The organism is Novosphingobium sp. (genome assembly GCF_020852455.1).
Lineage (GTDB): Bacteria > Pseudomonadota > Alphaproteobacteria > Sphingomonadales > Sphingomonadaceae > Novosphingobium.
Map to the genome: position 1 here is coordinate 222,506 of NZ_JADZAT010000028.1, position 18,877 is coordinate 241,382.

Here is an 18,877-nt window from a genome sequence, read left to right on the forward strand (position 1 = left end):
ACGGCCCTTGTCGCGCCCTGGCCATGCGGCCATGATGGCGCATCGATCGAAGCTGGAAGTTTGCGCAAGGTGCAAGACGATCTCCTGGTAGAAGCAAAACGGGCGCTGGCGCGCGGCGATCTGGCGGCGGCCGGAGCCTTGTCGGCAAGACTGGTGGCGGAACGCGGCGATGATCCCGACGTGTTCTACGTCGCGGCAGTGGCCGCCCGGATGCGGGCCGATCTGCCTGCGGCGCAGCGCATGCTGGACCGCATGATTGCCCTGGCGCCGCTCCTGGGCCGGGCCTGGCAAGAGCTGGGCCATTGCCATCGCCAGGCCGGCAACCGCGCCGAAGCGATCGCTGCCTATGAACGGGCGACCGAACTGAACCCGCTGCTAACCGCCTCGCTCAAGTTGCTGGCCGCCCATTTCCAGCAGACCGACCCCGCCAGGGCCGCCGCGCTGGCCGAGAAGGTACGAGACGTCGAAAGCCATCCGCCCGAAGTGCTGGCTGCGCTATCGGCCTATTACGACCAGAATTACGACCTGGCCGAGAAGCAGGTTCGCGCCTACCTGATGAAGGCGCCGACTGATCCTGCGGCGATGCGGCTGCTGGCCGAACTGGGCACGCGGCTGGGCGAATACGAGGACGCCGAATTCGTCCTGGCCAAATGCCTTGAGCTTAATCCGGACTATGTCCCCGCCCGGTTCGACCTTGCCGAAGTGCTGAGCAAGCGCTTCAAGTTCGAAGCGGCCCTGCGCGAATCCGAACAGCTGATCGCGCTTGAGCCCGCCAACCCGCAGTTCCTGATGCAGCGCGCCAATCTCTTGCTGCAGGTCGGCCGAACCGATGAAGCTGCCGCCGAATATGCCCGTCTGCAGGCGAACGAACCCGATCACCCCACGGTCAGCATGACCTTTGGCCATGCGCTCAAGACGCTGGGCCAGATCGACCGCGCGGTCGAAGCCTATCGCCGCGCCTACACCGTCCGGCCCGATTTCGGCGACGCCTATTGGAGCCTGGCCAATCTCAAGACCTACCGCTTCACCGACAGTGAAGTGGCCGCAATGGTGGCGCAGGAAGCTGGCCAGGGGATCGCTGTGGATGATCGGATCCACCTGTGCTTCGCGCTGGGCAAGGCGTTCGAGGATGCCCGGGATCACGCCCGCTCCTTCGAATATTACCAGCGCGGCAATGCCCTGCGCCAGGGGGTGGTCAAATACGATCCGGCGGCAATCTCCCGCCAGTTCGATCGGCAGGTCAAGCATTGCCCGGCCGCGCTGTTCGCCGACCGGGCCGGGGCTGGTTGCCCTGCCCCCGATCCGATCTTCATCGTCGGCCTGCCCCGCGCCGGATCGACCCTGCTCGAACAGATCCTCGCCTCGCACAGCCAGGTCGAGGGGACCACCGAACTGCCCGATGTGATGGCAATCGCCGCCCGGCTGAGCGGCCGGCTGGCTGCCGATGCCGAAGAAATCTACCCGGCCAACCTCAAGGACCTGTCGGTCGAACGGCTGACCGAACTGGGCCAGGGCTATATCGATTCAACCCGGATCCACCGCACCGAAGGCAAGCCCCGGTTCATCGACAAGATGCCCAACAATTTCCGCCACATCGGCCTGATCCACCTGATCCTGCCCAATGCCCGGATCATCGATGCCCGCCGCGAACCGCTGGCCTGCGGCTTTTCGGTGTTCAAGCAGCTGTTCGCGCAGGGGCAGGACTTCTCCTACGATCTCACCCACATCGGCCGCTATTACCGCGACTATGTCCGCCTGATGGAACACTGGGATACGGTCCTGCCCGCCGGCCGCGTGCTGAGGGTCCAGCACGAGGACGTGCTCGACGACCTGGAAGGCCAGGTCCGCCGGATCCTCGACTATTGCGGCCTGCCGTTCGAACAGGGCTGCCTCGAATTCCACAAGACCGAACGCGCGGTGCGCACCCCCAGCAGCGAACAGGTCCGCCGCCCGATCAACCGCGACGGCACCGAAGTGTGGAAAGCCTACGAACCCTGGCTGGACCCGCTCAAGACCGCGCTGGGGATTTGAACCCAGATCGACATAAGTTATTGATTTAAAAGGAAATGGTGCCGCTTACGTGACTCGAACACGTGACCCCATCATTACGAATGATGTGCTCTACCAACTGAGCTAAAGCGGCCTGCCGCAGGGCCTCTTGCGAGGGAGCGGGCTGAAGCGCGGCCTTTAGCGTCCCAAACGGAGGCATGCAATCGCTATCCTGCGTCGCTGCGAATTCGCCCGCGATCGGGGATGCGGGCCGCCACAGGGCGCGGATTTCCGGACTTTGGCGGCAACGGGCCCGCCCCCTTTCCCAAGCCCGCCCTCCCGCGCTATGGCGCTCCCATGCAGATGAGCAACGATCAGGCGCTGGGACTTGTGCGGCAGGGGGCCGAGGCCTTGCAGCGCGGCCAGGCGGGTGAGGCGCGCGATTGCCTGCTGCGGGTGACCGCGACCGGGCGGGCGAACAGCCAGATCTGGATGCTGCTGGCCGCGGCCGAGCGGGCGCTGGGCAATTTGTCGGCGCAGGAAGCCGCGCTTGATCAGGCGCTGGCGCTCGATCCCGGGCTGGTCATGGCCAAGGTCCAGAAGGGCGATTGCCGCGCCGCCGCAGGCGACAACCGCGCGGCGCTGGCCTTCTATGAAAGCGCGCTGGGCCTGGCCGAAGGGCACCAGCCCCCGCCCGAAATCGCTGCCGAACTCAGCCGGGTGGCAGGCGTGGTAGCGGCCTGGCGCGACCGGGTTGGCGCGGCGCGCGAAGCGGCGCTGGCCAGCGCCGGTCTGCCCGAAGGCGGGCGCTCGCCCCGGTTCCAGCAGGCGCTGGATATCCTGGCCGGACGCAAGGCGATCTTCGTCCAGCAGCCGACCGGGTTCTATTTTCCCGGACTGGCCCAGACCCAGTTCTTCGACACCGAACAGTTCGACTGGGCGGCCGTGATCGAGGCCGAAACCGCGGCAATCAAGGCCGAGCTGGAGGGCGTGCTGGCCGAGGCGCGCGGCGAGTTCCGCCCCTATATGCACGGCGATGCCAATGCCCCGCGCAACCAGACCAACCGCCTGATCGACAGCTATGACTGGAGCGCACTGTTCCTGTGCGAGAACGGCAAACGCAATGCAGCGATGATCGAGCGCTGCCCGCGCACCTGGGCAGCGATGCAGCAGGTTCCGGCCCCGCGTACGGTCAATTCGCCCACGGTGATGTTCTCGCTGCTCAAGCCCGGGGCGCGGATCGCGGCGCATACCGGCATGTTCAACACCCGGCTGATCTGCCACCTGCCGCTGATCGTCCCGCCCGGCTGCGGCTTCCGGGTCGGCAACGAGGTGCGCGAATGGCAGCCGGGCAAGCTGATGGTGTTCGACGACACGATCGAGCACGAGGCCTGGAACGAGGGCGGCAGCGAACGGGTGGTGCTGATCTTCGACATCTGGCGCCCTGACCTGAGCGAACAGGAACGCGCCGAAGTGGCGGCGCTGTTCGCTGCAACCGGAGCGGGCACGGGATCAGTCTAGCCACGGGATCAGTCTAGCGGGGCAGCGGTGCCCAGGCCCAGCATTCCATCTCCACCCGGGCGCCCAGCGCCAGCCCGTTCACGCCCATTGCCGAGCGCGCCGGGTAGCGGCCCTTGGTGAAGTACCCCGCATAGATCGCGTTGAACCTGGGCCAGTCGGCCATGTCGGCCAGGAAGACCTGGCACTTGAACACAGCGTCGAAGCCGAGCCCGTGACGCTTGAGGGTCTTGCCGATCCGCTCGAACATCGCCCGGGTTTCGGGCTCGATCCCGCCGGGGACGACCGCCTTGCCGCTCGTGTCCGCACCGATCTCACCCGAGAGATAGAGGACATTCCCGACCTTGACCGCGCTGGAGAAGGGATAGGGCAGTTCTGACGGGGTGAAGACCGGCGGCTGCGGCGCCGGGGCTGGCCTGGCCGCAGCCATGCCCGGCGCAGCCAGCAGCAGCGTCAGGATGGCCAGCAGGCGGCTAGTCATGCTCGCGCCCGCCGGCGCCGATATAGAGCTCGCGCCCGCCTTCGTTGTATTTGGCGGCCATCTCTTCCATGCCCTTTTCAGCCTCGTCAGCTGCGATAAAGGCGGAGCTTTCCTGGTTCTGCCTGGCGGCAAAATCGCGTACTTCCTGCGTGATCTTCATGCTGCAGAACTTGGGGCCGCACATCGAGCAGAAATGCGCGGTCTTGGCGCCTTCGGCCGGCAGGGTCTGGTCGTGGTACTGTTCGGCCGTATCGGGATCGAGCGACAGGTTGAACTGGTCGCGCCAGCGGAATTCGAACCGCGCACGGCTCAGCGCGTCGTCGCGGACCTTGGCCGCCGGGTGGCCCTTGGCAAGATCGGCAGCGTGCGCGGCAAGCTTGTAGGTGACCACGCCGACCTTGACGTCGTCACGATCGGGCAGGCCGAGGTGCTCCTTGGGGGTGACGTAGCAGAGCATCGCGGTGCCGTACCACCCGATCATCGCCGCGCCGATCCCGCTGGTGATGTGATCATAGCCCGGCGCGATGTCGGTAACCAGCGGCCCGAGCGTGTAGAACGGCGCCTCGCCGCAGGCCTCGAGCTGCTTGTCCATGTTCTCCTTGATCTTGTGCATCGGCACGTGGCCGGGGCCTTCGATCATCACCTGGACGTCCTGGTCCCAGGCGCGCTTGGTCAGCTCGCCCAGGGTGTAGAGCTCGGCGAACTGGGCTTCGTCATTGGCATCGGCGATCGATCCGGGGCGCAGGCCATCGCCCAGCGAATAGGCGATGTCATAGGCCTTCATGATCTCGGTAATCTCGTCGAAGCGTTCGTAGAGGAAGCTTTCCTTGTGATGCGCCAGGCACCACTTGGCCATGATCGAGCCGCCACGGCTGACGATCCCGGTCACGCGCTTGGCGGTCATCGGGATGTACGGCAGGCGCACCCCGGCGTGGATCGTGAAATAGTCCACGCCCTGTTCGGCCTGCTCGATCAGGGTATCGCGGAACACCTCCCAGGTCAGGTCCTCGGCAATCCCGCCGACCTTTTCGAGCGCCTGGTAGATCGGCACCGTCCCGATCGGCACCGGGCTGTTGCGCAGGATCCATTCGCGGGTGTCGTGGATGTTGCGGCCGGTCGAAAGGTCCATGACGGTGTCGGCGCCCCAGCGGATCGACCAGACCATCTTGTCCACTTCGCTGGCCACATCCGATGCGACCGCCGAATTGCCGATATTGGCATTGATCTTGACCAGGAAATTGCGACCGATCGCCATCGGCTCGCTTTCCGGGTGGTTGATGTTGCTGGGGATGATCGCGCGGCCGCGCGCCACTTCCTCGCGCACCCATTCGCCGGTGACATAGTCGGGGATCGCCGCGCCCCAGTCCTGCCCGTCGCGGGCATATTCGCGCAGCATTTCGCGGCCCAGATTCTCACGCGTGGCGACATATTCCATTTCCGGGGTGACGATCCCCCGGCGGGCGTAATGCATCTGGCTGACGTTCATGCCCGGCTTCGCGCGCAGCACCTCGCGGCGAACATTGGGGAAGGCGGGGACCCCGCCCGAACGGTCCGGGCCAAGCTGGCCGTTGTCCTCTGGCCGCACCTCGCGCTGCGTCACTTCCTCAACATCGCCGCGCCCGCGGATCCAGTCGCGGCGCAGTTCGGGCAGGCCCTTGGCGATGTCGATACTTGCGGCGGGATCGGTATAGGGGCCGCTGGTGTCATAGACCCTTACCGGCGGCTCGCCGCTCGACGGCTCAAGCTGGATCTCGCGCATCGCCACTTTCAGCGGGCCGACATGGATCTTGGACGATCCCCGGATCGGGCCGGTGGTGACGCCGATTTCGAGCTTGCTGTTGATGTCGGCCATGCGAAACGCTCCTTCGAAGGCGAGAGGAGAGCGCGGGCTTGAACGGCCAACCACTCCCTCCGCCCGTGCTAACGGGTTCAGGTTCGACGGGTCGGAGGATGCGAGCCCTCCCTCTCAGCCAAGCGGCTCCCCGGGGATCGGCGGATAGTAGGAGACTGCGCGGGCGGCGTCCAGCCTAGTCGAACAGCATCCGCCGTCCCGTCGGCATCGCACGCCAGTCGCGCCCGGCGGGGAGTTCGCCAGCCTTGACCATCGCGTCGATGCGCGCCTGCTTCTTGCGCAGATCGCCGCGCAGCCAGTCGAGCACATCGTAGAACAGCGCCGACTTGCGCAGCGCCCGCAGCGGCACCTGCTCGACCGAATCCGCGCGGTCGTTGATCGAGGAGACCAGACTGGTCGGGGCGACCCAGGCGCCCTTAGGCCTGATCAGGGCACGGATCCGGGGGCGATAGGGCAGGACGTGATAGATATCGGCCGGCCCCAGCAGCGGCACGGCCCGTTCCAGCCGGCGCTGCGCCTCGGCCCGGGTGATCACATAGGCATGCGCGCCCTCGCCGCCGTCGGACAGCGCATAGGCGGTGAAGCCCCGGCCCAGCGCCAGCCCGTCACCCCGGTCCCAGGCGACCAGCCCGCGCTCGTTATGGGCATCGACATCGAGGAACAGGTAATCGAACGCGCCGGTAGGCAGCCCTTCGTGCAGGAACGGCGCAAACTTGCGGTCGATCAGCCCGTCATCCTCCAGCACCACCGCGCAGGGTTTGCCGCTGTCGAGCAAGGCCTGCCAGGCCCTGGCGTGGCTGAGGTGGCAGCCGATCTCGCTGGGGGTCAGTGTCACGCCCAGAGCAACCGCCGCCGCCCGCTCGGCCTCGCTCATCAGGCGGCCATCGACGCCTTCGAGCATGGTCAGCTCGATCCCGATCCGCGCATGGTGCCGCTCAAGCCGTGCGCGCCGATCGGCGGCGGCGGGCAGCGAGAGGACATAGACCGGAATTTGCTGAGGCATGGCCCTCCCTAACCGGGGCGGCAGGACTTGTCATCCCGCGCCAGGGGCTTAGCCTTCCGCCCCATGACCCTTGCCACGACTCGCCGCACGCTGCTGGCCGGCCTTGCCGCCCTGCCGCTCACCCCTGCTATCGCCCGGGCGCGGAGGCTGGGGCGCTATGATGCGATCATTCGCGGTGGCACGGTGTTTGACGGGCTGGGCGGCGCGCCGATCGAGGCCGATGTTGCCGTGGCCGGCGGGCGGATCGCGGCCGTGGGCAAATTGGGCACGGCGCGCGCCGCGCTGGAGATCGACGCGCGCGGGCAGGCGGTGGCCCCCGGCTTCATCAACATGCTGTCGTGGTCAACCGAAAGCCTGATCGAGGACGGCCGCTCGCAAGGCGGGATCCGCCAGGGGGTGACGCTGGAAGTGATGGGCGAAGGCACCTCGATGGGGCCGCTCAACGCCGAGATGAAAGCCCGCGCGGTGCGCGAACAGGGCGATATCCACTATCCGGTCGAATGGACTTCGCTGGCAGAATACCTTGGCTTCCTTGAGCGCAAGGGCGTCAGCACCAATGTCGCCTCGTTTATCGGCGCGGGGACCTTGCGGGTGCATGAGGTAGGCTATGACGACGTGCGCGCCAGCCCCGAGCAGCTTGCGCGGATGCAGGCGCTGGTCCGCGCCGAAATGAAGGCCGGGGCGCTGGGGATCGGCTCCTCGCTGATCTATGCGCCCGACAATTTTGCCAACACCGCCGAACTGGTGGCGCTGACGGCGGCGGCGAAGGAGTTCGGCGGCAGCTATATCAGCCACATCCGCGGCGAGAGTGACGAGCTGTTCGCAGCGATTGACGAATTGCTGGAAATCGGCCGGCGCACCGGGGCGCGGGTCCAGGCCTATCACCTCAAGGCTTCGGGTCAGCGCAATTGGGACAAGGGACCCAAAGTGCTGGCCAGGCTGGATGCGGCGCGCAAGGCGGGGATCGACGTTTCGGCCAATTGCTACACCTACACCGCCGCCGCCACCGGGCTTGACGCCTCGATGCCGCTGTGGGTCCAGCAGGGCGGGCGCGACAGGTGGATCGAACGGCTGAAGGACCCGGCGACCCGCGCGCGGGTACTGGCCGAGATGCGCGGCGAGCCCAAGGGCTGGGACAACACCTATCGCAATGCCGGCAGCCCGGAAAACGTGCTGCTGCTGGGCTTTGACAACCCCGCGCTCAAACCGCTGACCGGCAAGAGCCTGGCCGAAGTGGCGAAAATGCGCGGGACCAGCCCCGAGGATACGATGATCGATCTGGTGATCGCGGATGGCAGCCGGGTCGATACCGCCTATTTCACGATGAGCGAGGATAACCTCAAGGCCAATCTCGCCTGGAAATGGACCATGCTGGGCAGCGACGCAGCCAGCATGGCGCCCGAGGGCAAGTTCCTGCTGAGGAACACCCACCCGCGCGCCTATGGCACCTTTGCGCGGTTCCTGGGGCGCTATGTCCGCGATCAGAAGGTGATGGGCCTGGCCGAGGGAATCCGCCGCCTAACCGCGCTTCCCGCCCAGCAACTGGGACTGCGCGGGCGCGGGCGGCTGGCGGCCGGTTATGCCGCCGACGTGGTGGTGTTCGATCCGGCAAGGATCCAGGATCACGCGACGTTCGACAAGCCGCACCAGTATGCCACCGGGGTAAACCACGTGCTGGTCAATGGTACTGCGGTGCTACACGGCGGTGACCACACCGGGGCCACACCGGGCCGCTTCGTCAAGGGGCCGGGCTGGCGCGGCTAGCCGCCGCGGGAATGGGCAAGTCCAACAAGGCACTTGCGCTTTATTGTATTATGTGTGCAATACACCCCGCATGACCGAACTAACGCTGTCTGCCGTCACCAAGGCCTATGGCCGCAAGTCCGTTCTTGCCGGGGTCGATGCCACTTTCCCGGCTGGGCTGACCCTGCTGGTCGGCCCCAGCGGGGCGGGCAAATCCACCCTGCTACGGATCATCGCCACGGCAGAGAAGCCGCAGAGCGGGACGATCTGCTGGAACGGCGCGCCCATGCCCGGCGCGCGCCAGACGCTGCGACAGGTGCTGGGCTATGCCCCGCAGGCGGTCGAGCTGCCCGAAGAGCTGACCGCGCGCGAATTCGCGCTGCACATTGCCGCGCTCAAGGGACTCGATACCGCCGAGGCCGACCTGCAGTTCGGCGCGATTACCGCGGCGATCGGTCTGCATGACGATATCAACCGGCGGATCGCGGGCTATTCGGGCGGGATGCGGCGGCGGCTGATCTTCGCCCAGGCGCTGCTGGGCGACCCGCAACTGATCGCGCTGGATGAGCCGACCGCCGAGCTTGACCATGAAAGCGCCGCTGCCGTGAGCGCGCTCTTGCTCGAACGTGCCCGGCGCGCGGTGGTGGTGATGACCACCCACCTGGCTGACCAGCTTGCCCCGCAGGCCGTGCAGGTGCTGCGGATCGCCGACGGCAAGACCAGCAAGGCATGACGATGCCGGCGATTGCCCGGTCAAGTTTGCGCACCAGCCTGCAGCGCTATGCCCGCAGCCGCGGGCTGTGGCTGATGCTGCTGGTCGCCCCGGTTGGCGCGCGCTACATGATTTCGGACGAGAGCGGCGGCGGGCTGGCGATCGCGATCGGCGATCACCTGCCAGTGCTGACTTCGCCGGTGCTGGGGATCTGGCTGGGGATCATCGTCTCCACCCTGCTGCTGCCGGTCGGCTATATCTACCTGCGCGCCAATGTGACCCGCCGCCAGCCCTGGCAGGTCGAGGAAGTCAGCCCGGGCTCGCGCCGGGCGATCATGCTGGGTCGGTTCGGGGCCGATGTCGCGGTCTTGCTGGGTTTCCTGACCGCGCTGAACCTGGCTGGCTGGGTGCTGGGTTGGATGCTGGTCAGCGGCCCCTACAACCCCTGGCAGATCACGCTGGCGCTGTGGATGGTCGCGGCCCCGGCGCTGATCGGGCTGGCCGCCTTGCGGCAGGTCTTCGATGCCCGTCCCCTGTTGCGCCGCGGCTGGGGCGACCTTCTGTTCGTGGTGCTGTGGATGGCATCGATCATCATGCCGGCCAGCATGCAGGGCCAGCCGCCCAGCCTGGCCGTCAGCATGGCCGACTTTACCGGATTCTACGCGCCGATGGTGGCCGGATCGCCGCATCGGGATGACAATTTCACGATCGGCGGGGTCGATGTGAAGCCGGGCCGGGTCAAGCTGGACGCCATGGCCGGCCTGGCGGCGCCGGGCTATGCGCCGTCACGGGCGCTGTGGATCGTGCTTTCGGTGCTGGCCGTGCTGCTCGCCGCGCAGGTCTATCGCCCCCACCAGGCTGTCGCACAGCAACGCGGGCCAGGGCGGCTGACCCGCTGGCTTGATCCTGGCGCGCCTCCACCGGCACAAATGGACGCTCCGCCAGCCCGGCTGCAATCGCTGCCCTTCGTTCGGCTGGCCTGGGCCGAGGCGCGGCTGATCGGGGCCGGGCGGATCTTCAAAGTGCTCGCGCTGGCAGCGGCGCTGGCCGGGCTGGTGCCGGACTATCGCCATGCCGGCAGCCCCGCCGCCCTGCTGCTCTTGGCCTTCGCGCTGTCCGCCCACGCCGGACGCTGCGAAGCGCGTCGGTTGCTGGGGCTGACCGGCACCGCAGCACTGGGTCCGATGCATCGCCGCATCGCCTTTGTGCTGGCCGGAACCGGCTGGGCGATCGCACTGGCGCTGCCCGCAGCGCTGGCTACCGTTCAGGCGGCACCGCTGGCGCTGGGGGCGATCACCGGCTTTGCCGCCGCGCTGGTGGCGATCGGGCTGGCCAGCCTGACCAGCTCTGGCTTTGCCGCGCGGGTGGTGCTGCTGATCGGCTGGTACGTTTACCTGTCAACCTGAGCGCTGCCCCCTTGCCCTTCGCAGCCCCACGGATCATGCCGCGCTGGTGACGATCCTCTACCGCCTCGATGCCAGCGCCGCGCAGCTGGGTGCCCGTTTCGATGCCGATCCGGGGCAGGACCCCTGGGCCGGGGGCATGCTGGCGCCCGGGCAGTTCGCTCCGGTGATCACCCAGGGGCGCGAGGCGATTGCTGGGCCGCGCGCCGCGCACCAGCCGCGCCGGCTGATCCCCAGGCTGTGGGGCGTGCCTCCGCCGCCCGCTGCCGGGTGGAACGGGCGCCCGGTGCTGAGCGTGCGCAACCTTGAAAGCCCGTTCTGGATCGGCAACCTCAGGAACAGCGAATTCCGCTGTCTGGTCCCGGCCGGCGCGTTCATGATCTGGGGCAAGGGGGTGGACCGCGATGGCAAGCGGGTGCGGCACTGGCTGGGCTGCACCGACCAGCCCTGTTTCGCTTTCGCCGGGGTCTGGAAGGACAGCGAGATCCCCAGCTTTGCCTTGCTCAGCTGCGAACCCAACGCCCTGCTGCGCGATCTGGGGGCCGAACGGATGCCGGTGATCCTGCCCGATGACCCCGCTGCCTGGCGGCTGTGGCTGAACGGCGGCTGGGACCGCGCCGGGGCGCTGGTCCAGCCCTATTCCTCCAGCGCGATGACCGAATTCGTAAACTGAGCGAGCCGGTTACCGGCGACCGCGCGCCGGAATCCCTTCATCGGCGCGGATCGGGCCTTGGTCGATTCCGGATCGAACCGGCCCCGCCCCGGCCATAGCACATGCGGGCTACTCGGGCAGGGGCGGCGGCGATGGATGCTTGCGTCCGGTGCGGCTGAATCGGTGGCGATCCACCTTCAATGCGATCGGATGCCGATGACCAGACTGCCCTCCACCCCGTATCTGCGTGCCGCCGCCAGCCTGCTGGCGCTGGCCCTGCCCGCCACCCCCGCACTGGCCGACAACGACGGCACGCCCACCGCGCTGAACGCCGAGGCCAGCCGCCGGACGGTCTATCAGGCCGATTTCTTCACCCAGTTCGCCCCCACCACCGCGCTCGACATCGTCCGGCGCGTGCCCGGCTTCGTGCTGGAGCAATCCGATGGCGAAGTGCGCGGCTTCAGTGGCGCGGCCGGCAACGTGGTGTTCAACGGCGCGCGGCCCAGCTCCAAATCGGAATCGCTGGAGGCCATCCTGGCCCGGATTCCGGCACGGCGGGTGGTGCGGATCGAAGTGGCACCGGGCGACCAGTTCGGATCGGACTATGCCGGCAAGAGCCAGGTGCTCAACGTGGTGGTTTCGCAGACGAGCGGGATCGACGGCAACGTCAAGGCCACCGTGGGTCGCACATTCATCGGGCCGCTGCTGGGCGATATCGAGGGATCGGTGCTGCTGCGCACCGGCGGATCGACCTTCAACCTGTCGGCCGGGCTGGGCCGCAGCGGCGATGTCGAGGAGGGCTATGACGATCTGCGCCTGCTGAGTGACGGTTCACGGATCGAACTGCGCGAAAAGGTCAACGACGTCGACCTCCACGACCCGTTCGTTGCCGCCAGCTGGGCGCACGAAAGCGGGCCGGGCCGGGCCGAACATCTGAACCTGCGCTATTCGCCGGGGCATCTGACCCTGCATCAGCGCAATCACCTGACCCCGGCCAGCGGGCCGGTACGCGACGACCGGCTGGAACAGGACTATCGCAACACCAATTACGAACTCGGCGGCGACATTTCGCGCCCGCTGGGGGCCGGGGTGATCAAGTTCGTCGCGCTGGGCAACCGCCGCGAACGCGACAATTACGACGCCTATTTCAACCGCATCGGTTCAGACACCACCGGCGGGTTCGAACAGCTACAGGACGCCCGTTATGACGAGGTGCTGGGGCGGCTGAGCTGGACCCACCCCAGGTTGCTGGGCTTTTCAGCCGAATTCGGCACCGAGCTGGCCTACAACCGGCTGGAAAACGCCACCGACCTGTTCGCGCTGGGCCCGGGCGGGACGCGCACCCCGATCGATCTGCCGATCGCCCGCGCGACAGTCGATGAACTGCGCGGCGAAGGCTATCTCAACCTCGGCCGGGCGCTGACCGGACGGTTGCGGCTCGATACCACGCTGGGCTTTGAAACGTCGAAGCTGCGGGTGCGCGGCGATACCACCGCTGACCGTGCGCTCAGTTATTTCAAGCCGGGCTTCACGCTTGACTGGAAGGGCAAGAACGGCTGGCACGTCCAGGCCGGGCTGCGGCGCGAGGTGGCGCAGCTCGATTTCTACGATTTCATCTCCGCCGCCGAACTGACCAACGACCGGATCAATGGCGGCAATGCCAATCTGGTGCCGCAGCAAAGCTGGGAAGCGCGGCTGACGATCGAACGCCCGGTGCTGGGCCGGGGGCTGGTCAAGCTGGAGCTGGGCCACGACTGGATCAGCGACAAGCAGGACCGGATCCTGACCGAGGACGGCTTTGACGCGCCCGGTAACATCGGCAGCGGCACCCGCCGCTTTGCCCGGCTGACCTTCGATGCCCCGCTGGACCGGCTGGGCCTGAAGGCGACCCGGATCAGCCTGGCCGGCGGGCTGCAGGGCACGCGGGTGCGCGATCCGCTGACCCACCTGATGCGCGACTGGAGCGGCTTCCGCCCCGACTGGGACTGGTCGATCGACCTGCGCCGCGATCTCAGCAAATGGTCCTATGGTTTCAGCCTTTCTCGGCAGGCCGCAAGCACGATCTTCCGGATCGACGAGATCGACAGCTTTTCGAACACCCGCTCGTTCGCGACCACTTTCGTCGAATATCGCCCCGACAAGCGCACCACCCTGCGGCTTGATCTCAGCAACGTGCTCGATTCCGCCGGTGAGCGCTTTCGCCTGTTCTACGATCCCAATCGCACCACCGGGGTGCCGCTGGTCAGCGAATTCCGCCACCGCGATTCGCACGTCGGCGTGAATGTTTCGGTCAACCGCACTTTCGGCAGCGGTTCGGGTTAGTAGGTCTGGACCCTAAGCCAGCCGCAAGGCCCCCAGCACGCTCAGCGCCAGGCCAAGCAGCACCGTGCTCATCGCCCAGCCGCGGTGCATGTGGGTCAGGCTGCGCAGCCAGAACTGGCTGTAGATGTCGACAAAGCCCAGGATCACCAGCGCTTCGGCCATCATCAGCCCGCCCATGCCCTTGAGCACACAGGACAGCAGATCGTTGGGCAGCCAGGGGTTGGCGAGATAGACCGTGGCGCCGATCACCAGCTCAAGCATCCCGCAGACGAATTGCAGCGCCGGGCTGCGTTCCACCTCTTCCAGCATGGTGCGCCAGGCCCCGGGCTTGCGCAGCGCGCCGATCCCGGCCGACAGCGCAGTCAGCCCCAGCAGCATCGCCGACCAGCCGGTAACGTCAATCGATTCCATCATGTCCCTCCAGACCCGTTGGTTTCCCCCCGGAGGTGTTCTGTTTTGCCGGCACACGATGCGCGGGCACGGCGCGCTTGTCCAGAGGCGATGCGCGCTGGACATTAATCGCACGGTTAAACATAGTCCGCCTCAAACAAAGGGGAGAGGCGATTCTGATGGCCCAGAGCAGTTCCAGGCCCACGGTCTGCATCATCGGCGCGGGGTGCAGCGGGTTCACCACCGCCAAGCGGCTGAAGGACCATGGCATTCCCTTCGACGTCTATGAGGCGTCGGACGATATCGGCGGGACCTGGTACTACAACAACCCCAACGGGATGAGCGCCTGTTACCAGAGCCTGCACATCGACACGTCGAAATGGCGGCTGGCGTTTGAAGACTATCCGGTCCCGGCCGACTGGCCCGACTATCCGCACCATTCGCTGCTGCTGCAGTACTTTCACGATTACGTCGATCACTTCGGCCTGCGCCAGCACATCCGGTTCAACACCCGGGTCGAGGATGCCACGCGGCTGCCCGAAGGCGGCTGGCGGATCACGCTTTCGACCGGTGAGGTGAAGCATTACGATGCGCTGTGCGTCGCCAACGGCCACCACTGGGCGGCACGGATCCCCGAATACCCCGGTAAGTTCGACGGCGAACAGATCCATAGCCATCAGTACCGCACCCCGTTCGAGCCGGTGGACTGCATCGGCCAGCGGGTGCTGGTGGTGGGCATGGGCAATTCGGCGATGGACGTGGCGAGCGAGCTGTCGCAGCGCCCGATGGCAGCGAAGCTGTTCGTTTCCACCCGGCGCGGGGTGTGGATCTTCCCCAAGTATTACAAGGGCCAGCCGCTCGACAAGAACCCGGCCCCGGCCTGGTTGCCCAAGGGCCTGAAGCAATGGCTGGGCGCGCGGATGGTCAAGGGGCTGGTCGGCAAGATGAGCGACTATGGCCTGCCCGAACCCGAGATCGGCCCGTTCGAAAGCCACGGCACGGTCTCGGGCGAATTCCTGGTTCGCGCGGGATCGGGTGACATTACCATGAAGGGCGGGATCGAACGGCTCGACGGCAAGGAGGTGGTGTTCAGCGACGGCAGCCGCGAGCAGATCGACGTGATCATCTGGGCGACCGGTTATGACATCCGTTTCCCGTTCTTCAAGGACGCGGCCTTTACCGCGGACGCCGACAATCGCCCGCCGCCGCTCTACAAGCGGATCATGAAGCCGGGGGTGCCCGACCTGTTCTACATGGGCCTGGCCCAGCCGCTGCCCACCCTGGTCAACTTTGCCGAGCAGCAATCGAAGCTGGTCGCGGCCTATCTGTCGGGCCAGTACCTGCCGCCCGCCCCGGCCGAGATGGAGCGGGTGATCAAGGCCGACGAGGACTATTACACCGGGCAGTACTATGCCGCGCGGCGGCACACGATCCAGCTCGATTTCGATCACTATGTCCGCGCGCTCAAGAAGGAACTGGCGCAGGGCGCCCGGCGCGCGCAGGCTGCGGGCAACGCGCTGCCCGTGCCCGCCCGCCAGCAAGAGGAGATTGCCGCATGACTGCCCGCGCCCTGACCCCGGTCGATCTCAGCGATGCCGAACTCTATACCGAAGACCGCTGGCGTGAACCCTTTGCCCGGCTGCGCGCAGAGGCGCCGGTTTCCTGGCGTGAGGACAGTGCCTATGGCGGCTATTGGTCGGTGGTCAGCCACGAGCTGATCCAGGCGGTCGAGCTTGATCCCGAAACCTGGTCCTCGCAGATCGGCAACATCACGATTGCCGATGGCGTTGCCGGGCAGGAGTTTCCCAACTTCATCGCGATGGACCCGCCGCGCCATACCGAGCAGCGCCGGGTGGTGGCCGCAGCCTTCACCCCCAGCCAGATGGCCAAGCGCGAACAGCAGGTGCGGGCCCGCACCAAAGAACTGTTCGACGCGCTGCCGGTGGGCGAGACCTTCGACTGGGTCGATCGCGTCTCGGTCCCGGTGACGATTGCCATGCTGGCGATCGTGCTCGACTTCCCGTGGGGCGAGCGGATGAACCTGCGCAAGTGGTCCGACATGGCCAGCAATGTCTCGCCCGAGGTGATGAACGAGGACTATTCGGCGCAGTTCTTCGCCGAAATGGGGCTGATGCTGGCGCGCTTCGATGAATTGCTTGAAGCACGGCGCCAGCAGGAGCCGGCCGACGACCTGCTCAGCCGGATGATCCATTCCGAGGCGATGGGCAACCTCACCGCGCTGGAGCGGATCGCCAACATCGCGCTGCTGATCGTCGGCGGCAACGACACCACCCGCAATTCGATCAGCGGCTTCATCGAGGCCGCGCACAAGTTCCCCAGTGAGCTGGAGCGGTTGCGCGCCGACCCCTCGCTGATCCCCAACGCCGCGCAGGAAATCATCCGCTGGCAAAGCCCGGTCACCCACATGCGCCGGACCATGACCCGCGATGTCGCGCTGGGCGGGCAGCAGCTGAAGGAAGGCGAAAAGGTGGTGCTGTGGTACCTCGCCGCCAACCGCGACGAGGCGGTCTTTGCCGATGCCGAGCGCTTCGACGTGGGCCGTGAGAACGCCCGGCGGCACCTGGGCTTTGGCCACGGGATCCACCGCTGCGTCGGCGCGCGGCTGGCCGAGATCCAGATCTGCACGGTGATCGAGGAGATCATCCAGCGCGGCTGGCGGATCGTTCCGCAGGAGGGGCCAACGCGGCTGGCCAGCCCGTTCCTGCACGGGATCACCGCCTATCCGGTGCGGATCGAAGCGGCGTGAGCGCACCGTTCGAAACCATGCTGGTCGAGGCCGAGGGCCCGATCCTGTGGGTGCGGCTGAACCGCCCCGACGTGCTCAACGCCTATACCGCCGAAATGGGCCGCGAGCTGGTCCGCGCGATCCGGCAGGCCGATGCCGACGATGCCATCAGAGTGCTGGTACTGACCGGGACCGGGCGGGTGTTCTGCGCCGGCGCCGACGTATCGGCCGGGGCCGGAGCCTTTGACACCCAGAGCGGCGCAGGCGCGAAGAACTTCGGCAGCGCGGGATCGGGAGAGCGCGGCGACAGCGATTTCGTGGCGGCAATGATGAACAGCGTGAAGCCGCTGCTGGTCGCCTACAACGGTTCGGCAGCGGGCGTCGGCCTGACCTTGAGTCTGCCCTGCGACATCCGGATCGCGGCGGACAATGCGAAGTTCGGCTGCGTCTTCACCCGGCGCGGGCTGGTGCCCGAAGCCGGATCGGCCTGGTTCCTGCCCCGGCTGGTCGGCCTTTCCACCGCGCTCAAGTGGTGCATGACCGGCGCGCTGGTTCCGGCCGCCGAAGCGCTGGCGGCGGGGCTGGTCAGCGAACTGGTCCCGGCCGAACGGGTCGAGGCGCGGGCGCGCGAACTGGCGCTGGAAATTGCCGCCCAGTGCTCGCCGGTGGCGCTGGCGCTGACCCGGCGGATGCTGTGGAAGTTTTCGGCCGAGGACAGCCCCCGCGGTGCACTGGCTGTCGATGCCCCGCTTAACATCGCGCTGGGCGCCCAGGGCGATGTCCACGAAGGGGTGGCCGCCTTCCTCGAAAAGCGCGCGCCCCAATTCCCGCTCAGCGTCAGCCGGGATCTCCCCGAAACGCCGTGGTGGGGCTAGGGTCAGGACCTCTTCCTCACGCCTTCGAGGTTTTAGGCAAAATGGCTCAGCGCAAGGCGGATAGGCGAAGGAATAGTGGTTCTATTTCAAGACTATCCAACGCAGCGCTGGGCCATTTTGGTCAAATCCCTGCGGGACGCCGGAATGGCTTCCATCTCGAGCAGATATTCGCTTGGAAAGGCAACCAGCCTTCCCCGTGCGAATATCCGCCCGATATGTTCGCCATTCCGGCGCCTCGAAGGCGTGAGGAAGAGGTCCTGACCCTAAAAGCTGTAGGCCACCCCGGCCACGGCAAAGCCCTGGCTGGCGCTGCCCGCATCCCTGACGATCGGGCTGTCGGCGAACTGGCCGACCAGCCGCTTGTAATTGGCCAGCGCGAACAGCCCCCAGCCCTTGCGCGGATTGCCGCCAAGGTCGTGGGTATAGAGCAGCGAGGTGCCCACGCTCTTCAGTCCCGCGCCGCGCGTGGCATAGGCCGGCAGCGGGCCGCCGGGCGCGACATCGAAATAGGTCCTGGCAAAACCCTTGCCGACATAGTCCGCGCTGACCCCCAGCCGGGCAAAGCTGCGCTGCGATACCGGCGAGGACAGCGACAAGGCGGGCGTGATAACATAGCTGCGATGCGCGCCATTGATATCGTGCAGATAGGTCACATCGAAATTGACGCTGGCCGGCGGGATCAGCACCCCGCGCTTGCCGATCCCGGCGGTCAGGCCCAGCTCGACCGCGGTCTTGCGGGTCCCCAGCACGGCGACGCGCGGGTCCTTGATATCGCCGGTCCGGTCCAGCCGCAGCTGGACGACCGGGCCCAGCACCAGCCGGGTCTTGCCCTTGTCGGGCACGAAATCGGTATAGAGGTTGAGCCCGCGCATCTGGAACTCGACGCCCTGGACCTTGCCCTGAAAAATCCCGCCGGGCTGCAGCCGGTAGTCGTTCGACCCTTCATAATCGGGCGCCAGACCCAGCCCAAAACCGATCGTCACGCGATCGCCTTCGGGGGGGGCGCCCTGAGGGGAACGCTGGGGCGGAAAGGTTTCGGCTTCGCTGGCCAGCGCGGGCTGGCTGGACAGGGCAAGCGCGGCAAGCGCGATCGGCAGGCGGATTACGGACATTGCAGAAGAATCTCCCAGTCTCGCCCCCAGGCGGCGATATAGGATCGGGATCGACAGGAACAAGGGAAAGAGAGGCAGG

The 18,877-nt window shown here is 66.8% G+C and carries 15 protein-coding genes, 1 tRNA gene and 1 riboswitch; of the genes, 10 read left to right on the forward strand and 6 right to left on the reverse strand.

The features are described from left to right. Nucleotides 1-69 precede the first annotated feature (69 nt). Nucleotides 70-2,031 (forward strand): tetratricopeptide repeat-containing sulfotransferase family protein, encoded by a 1,962-nt coding sequence (locus IT549_RS12980; RefSeq protein WP_292973841.1) that lies wholly within the window; start codon nt 70-72, stop codon nt 2,029-2,031. Between the two features lie 36 nt (nt 2,032-2,067). Here IT549_RS12980 and IT549_RS12985 read toward each other — a convergent pair. Continuing rightward, a tRNA-Thr gene (locus IT549_RS12985) sits at nt 2,068-2,143 on the reverse strand. Nucleotides 2,144-2,346: 203 nt separating this feature from the next. Here IT549_RS12985 and IT549_RS12990 point away from each other — a divergent pair. After that, on the forward strand, nt 2,347-3,510 hold the full coding sequence (locus IT549_RS12990; protein WP_292973843.1) for an aspartyl/asparaginyl beta-hydroxylase domain-containing protein: 1,164 nt from the start codon (nt 2,347-2,349) through the stop codon (nt 3,508-3,510). 13 nt (nt 3,511-3,523) lie between these two features. On the opposite strand, the gene IT549_RS12995 is transcribed toward IT549_RS12990, so the two are convergent. The 3 genes from IT549_RS12995 to IT549_RS13005 all read right to left on the reverse strand — a co-directional run bounded on the left by IT549_RS12995 (nt 3,524) and on the right by IT549_RS13005 (nt 6,843). Continuing rightward, nucleotides 3,524-3,988, reverse strand: a complete 465-nt coding sequence (locus tag IT549_RS12995; protein WP_292973845.1) for a RidA family protein — start codon at nt 3,986-3,988, stop codon at nt 3,524-3,526. After that, a complete protein-coding gene (gene thiC / locus IT549_RS13000; RefSeq protein WP_292973847.1) occupies nt 3,981-5,840 on the reverse strand; it encodes a phosphomethylpyrimidine synthase ThiC in 1,860 nt (619 codons plus the stop codon). The genes IT549_RS12995 and thiC overlap by 8 nt, the downstream gene beginning before the upstream one ends. Before the next feature lie 37 nt (nt 5,841-5,877). After that, nucleotides 5,878-5,983, reverse strand: a riboswitch (TPP riboswitch). Between the two features lie 32 nt (nt 5,984-6,015). After that, entirely contained in the window at nt 6,016-6,843 is an 828-nt protein-coding gene (locus tag IT549_RS13005; RefSeq protein ID WP_292973849.1) for a glycosyltransferase family 25 protein, read from the reverse strand. A gap of 63 nt (nt 6,844-6,906) precedes the next feature. On the opposite strand from IT549_RS13005, the gene IT549_RS13010 reads away from it, so the two are divergent. From IT549_RS13010 to IT549_RS13030, 5 genes are all read left to right on the forward strand, one after another. Beyond that, nucleotides 6,907-8,607: a D-aminoacylase gene (locus IT549_RS13010; protein ID WP_292973851.1), complete on the forward strand. Its 1,701-nt coding sequence runs from the start codon at nt 6,907-6,909 to the stop codon at nt 8,605-8,607. 70 nt (nt 8,608-8,677) lie between these two features. Continuing rightward, complete coding sequence (locus IT549_RS13015) at nt 8,678-9,319, forward strand: ATP-binding cassette domain-containing protein (protein ID WP_292973853.1); 642 nt, start codon at nt 8,678-8,680, stop codon at nt 9,317-9,319. Nucleotides 9,320-9,345: 26 nt separating this feature from the next. Then, complete coding sequence (locus IT549_RS13020; protein WP_292973855.1) at nt 9,346-10,704, forward strand: hypothetical protein; 1,359 nt, start codon at nt 9,346-9,348, stop codon at nt 10,702-10,704. 46 nt (nt 10,705-10,750) lie between these two features. Beyond that, entirely contained in the window at nt 10,751-11,374 is a 624-nt protein-coding gene (locus IT549_RS13025) for an SOS response-associated peptidase family protein (protein ID WP_292973857.1), read from the forward strand. Between the two features lie 195 nt (nt 11,375-11,569). Next, entirely contained in the window at nt 11,570-13,675 is a 2,106-nt protein-coding gene (locus IT549_RS13030; RefSeq protein ID WP_292973859.1) for a hypothetical protein, read from the forward strand. Between the two features lie 12 nt (nt 13,676-13,687). Here IT549_RS13030 and IT549_RS13035 read toward each other — a convergent pair whose 3' ends face one another. Beyond that, nucleotides 13,688-14,086 carry a hypothetical protein gene (locus IT549_RS13035; RefSeq protein ID WP_292973861.1) on the reverse strand — a complete coding sequence of 133 codons (399 nt, stop codon included), beginning with the start codon at nt 14,084-14,086 and terminating at the stop codon, nt 13,688-13,690. Nucleotides 14,087-14,244: 158 nt separating this feature from the next. On the opposite strand from IT549_RS13035, the gene IT549_RS13040 reads away from it, so the two are divergent. From IT549_RS13040 to IT549_RS13050, 3 genes are read left to right on the forward strand one after another with little or no spacing between them, the layout of a single operon-like run. Next, a complete protein-coding gene (locus IT549_RS13040; RefSeq protein WP_292973863.1) occupies nt 14,245-15,624 on the forward strand; it encodes an NAD(P)-binding domain-containing protein in 1,380 nt (459 codons plus the stop codon). After that, entirely contained in the window at nt 15,621-16,832 is a 1,212-nt protein-coding gene (locus IT549_RS13045) for a cytochrome P450 (protein ID WP_292973865.1), read from the forward strand. Before IT549_RS13040 ends, IT549_RS13045 begins: the two co-directional genes overlap by 4 nt. Continuing rightward, the gene (locus tag IT549_RS13050) at nt 16,829-17,686 is read left to right on the forward strand and encodes an enoyl-CoA hydratase-related protein (RefSeq protein ID WP_292973867.1); all 858 of its coding nucleotides are present in this window, start codon (nt 16,829-16,831) and stop codon (nt 17,684-17,686) included. Before IT549_RS13045 ends, IT549_RS13050 begins: the two co-directional genes overlap by 4 nt. Nucleotides 17,687-17,949: 263 nt before the next feature. On the opposite strand, the gene IT549_RS13055 is transcribed toward IT549_RS13050, so the two are convergent. Continuing rightward, nucleotides 17,950-18,798: a MipA/OmpV family protein gene (locus IT549_RS13055; RefSeq protein ID WP_292973869.1), complete on the reverse strand. Its 849-nt coding sequence runs from the start codon at nt 18,796-18,798 to the stop codon at nt 17,950-17,952. Between the last annotated feature and the right edge of the window lie 79 nt (nt 18,799-18,877).

Coding starts and splice junctions, on each gene's coding strand:
- IT549_RS13035 (WP_292973861.1), bottom strand. CDS start 14,086: ATGGAATCGATTGACGTTACCGGCTGGTCGGCGATGCTGCTGGGGCTG.
- IT549_RS13055 (WP_292973869.1), bottom strand. CDS start 18,798: ATGTCCGTAATCCGCCTGCCGATCGCGCTTGCCGCGCTTGCCCTGTCC.
- IT549_RS12995 (WP_292973845.1), bottom strand. CDS start 3,988: ATGACTAGCCGCCTGCTGGCCATCCTGACGCTGCTGCTGGCTGCGCCG.
- IT549_RS12990 (WP_292973843.1), top strand. CDS start 2,347: ATGCAGATGAGCAACGATCAGGCGCTGGGACTTGTGCGGCAGGGGGCC.
- IT549_RS13015 (WP_292973853.1), top strand. CDS start 8,678: ATGACCGAACTAACGCTGTCTGCCGTCACCAAGGCCTATGGCCGCAAG.
- IT549_RS13045 (WP_292973865.1), top strand. CDS start 15,621: ATGACTGCCCGCGCCCTGACCCCGGTCGATCTCAGCGATGCCGAACTC.
- IT549_RS13040 (WP_292973863.1), top strand. CDS start 14,245: ATGGCCCAGAGCAGTTCCAGGCCCACGGTCTGCATCATCGGCGCGGGG.
- IT549_RS13010 (WP_292973851.1), top strand. CDS start 6,907: ATGACCCTTGCCACGACTCGCCGCACGCTGCTGGCCGGCCTTGCCGCC.
- IT549_RS13030 (WP_292973859.1), top strand. CDS start 11,570: ATGACCAGACTGCCCTCCACCCCGTATCTGCGTGCCGCCGCCAGCCTG.
- IT549_RS13005 (WP_292973849.1), bottom strand. CDS start 6,843: ATGCCTCAGCAAATTCCGGTCTATGTCCTCTCGCTGCCCGCCGCCGCC.
- thiC (WP_292973847.1), bottom strand. CDS start 5,840: ATGGCCGACATCAACAGCAAGCTCGAAATCGGCGTCACCACCGGCCCG.